This is a genomic window from Henriciella sp. (assembly GCF_049649345.1).
In the GTDB taxonomy this organism is placed as follows: Bacteria; Pseudomonadota; Alphaproteobacteria; order Caulobacterales; family Hyphomonadaceae; genus Henriciella.
Genome location: NZ_JBARZC010000323.1, coordinates 1 through 1,973 on the forward strand (window position 1 = coordinate 1; position 1,973 = coordinate 1,973).

General features: G+C 61.1%; 2 protein-coding genes and 1 pseudogene. 1 reads left to right on the top strand and 2 read right to left on the bottom strand.

What is annotated here, in order from left to right; all coding sequences use genetic code 11:
- Positions 1–594 (bottom strand): SDR family NAD(P)-dependent oxidoreductase (locus WA989_RS08590; protein WP_424340090.1); only part of this gene is annotated, 594 nt, incomplete at its 3' end.
- Positions 595–719: 125 nt separating this feature from the next.
- The gene (locus WA989_RS08595) at positions 720–1,520 is read right to left on the bottom strand and encodes a hypothetical protein (RefSeq protein WP_424340091.1); all 801 of its coding nucleotides are present in this window, start codon (positions 1,518–1,520) and stop codon (positions 720–722) included.
- 160 nt (positions 1,521–1,680) lie between these two features.
- Between WA989_RS08595 and WA989_RS08600 the strand changes: the two are divergent.
- Positions 1,681–1,973 (top strand): annotated as a pseudogene (locus tag WA989_RS08600) (hypothetical protein); the annotation flags it as partial.

Here is a 1,973-nt window from a genome sequence, read left to right on the forward strand (position 1 = left end):
GAGTTTTTCCTCGACCTCGCGGATCCCCTCCGACATCTTTGTGCGTGTCACACTTGGCGCGACGGCATTCACCCGCACGCCATACTTGCCAAGGTCGAGCGCCATGGCGCGGGTCATGTTGGAGACCGCGCCTTTCGACGTGTTGTAGCCGAACATCTGCCAGTCGCCGCCAATACCTGACACCGACGAGGTGTTCACGATCGAGCCCCCGGCATCCTTCAAATGCGGTAGCGCCTCCTTCACCGTGTTAAATATGCCGGTGACATTGACGTCCATCATCATCTGGAACTGCTCCAGGCTGAGGTCTCCCGGCTCGCCCATCTGCGCGACGCCAGCATTGTTGACGAGGCAGTCAAGGGCGCCGAAGCGGTCCGTTGTCTCAGCGATCAGGTGGCTGACATCATTCGCGTTCGAGACATCTCCATCAACCACGAGCGTCCGCTCGTCTGGCAGGTCTTCGGCGACCGCATCGAGTTTCTCGCGCGTGCGGCCATTGAGAACCACAGCCCACCCATCGGCCGAAAACCGCCGCGCGGTCGCCTCGCCAATGCCGGAGCCTGCGCCCGTTACGATGACAGTCTTGGTGTCGCTCATTGTGTCCTGCTCCGCTTGCCTGATGGGCGCGGGCTGCATGGAATTGCGCCCGCCCTCAAAAGGGTACGCGGGCGGGCGTGGCCGGTTCCGGGCAATATCAGGTGAGGCCGGTTCCGGCGTGCGGCTCAGCGGTGGCGCGGATTGGTGTAGAGGTTGCGCTCATGGCTATCGAGCTGGCGCACCGCCCGTCCGCGGCAGAGCTGCTCCAGCGCGCTTTTCACATGCCGGCGGGCAGAGCGATTGTAGCGCAGCATGGCGCAGAACATCTGCAGCACCGCCTCAAGCTTGGTATAGCTTTGCGATGCATCGACCTTCACCTTCCAGGAGCCGCCAAGATTGATGATGCGGTGATCCAGCGAGCCGATCTTGCGGCATTGGTCATCATAGAGCGTATAGTCCGCGCCGATGCCGATCATATTGCGGCGCAGCCGATAAAAGCGCGGCCCGTCATTTGTATCGATGAAGAAGGAGAATTTCTCCGGAAACAGCATCCATTTCTGCGCCGAGCGCTCCAGCTGGACGAGCTGGTCATGGCGCGCCAGATTGATCGAATAGGCTGGCACGGGCACGCCGCGCGCACCGAGGCTCAGCTGTAGCGAGCGGCCCATCAGAAGCTCCATCGAGCCGCGCCAGTTCATCGTCTCGTTGAACTGCTTGATGACGAGGCGGCGCTTCATGCCTTCCTCATCGGTCCAGAGCTCCTTGCGAAAGGCGAGAATGCCGGTCCGCTCGCGGCCTTCCTTCACCTGGCCGATGATCTCCATATCCTTGGTGAACTGAGGAGAGGCGGCCTCATGCTGGGTATGCTTCATGATGCCGATCTCGGTCAGGTTCAGATCGGTCAGCCAGAGATCGACCTTGAATTCGCGCCATTCGGTTTTCGTGCGCTCGCGCGACGAGGTGGCTTGATTGGCTGTGATGGCCATACGCGGGAAACTCCTGCGGGCTTGGTGTTCGACATGTCAGCCCGAACTCTCGCTGCTTCGGCTATACACAAGGTTAACGGAACGGGGATTTCTGTTAATCCTGTTGAAGGCACACGGTTCTGATGGCAAACGCCGAACAGACGACATCAGGACATGCAGAATGAACAGCCAGACCCTCACCATCGCGAAGCGCTTTAACGGTCCGCCAGGTAGCGGCAATGGCGGCTATTCGGCAGGGCTGCTGTCCCAGCATCTCCATGGTCCCCACACGATTCGCCTGAACGCGCCGATTCCGCTCGGCACGCCTCTGTCGATCCAGCGCGAAGACGATGTCACGACGGTCAGACACGGGGCAACGCTGATCATGACCGCAAGGCCTGAAGCACCGTCCATCGCACCGCGGCCGGCCCCGTTATTCGAGGCCGCGAAAGAGGCAAGCGAGCATCCGCGCCC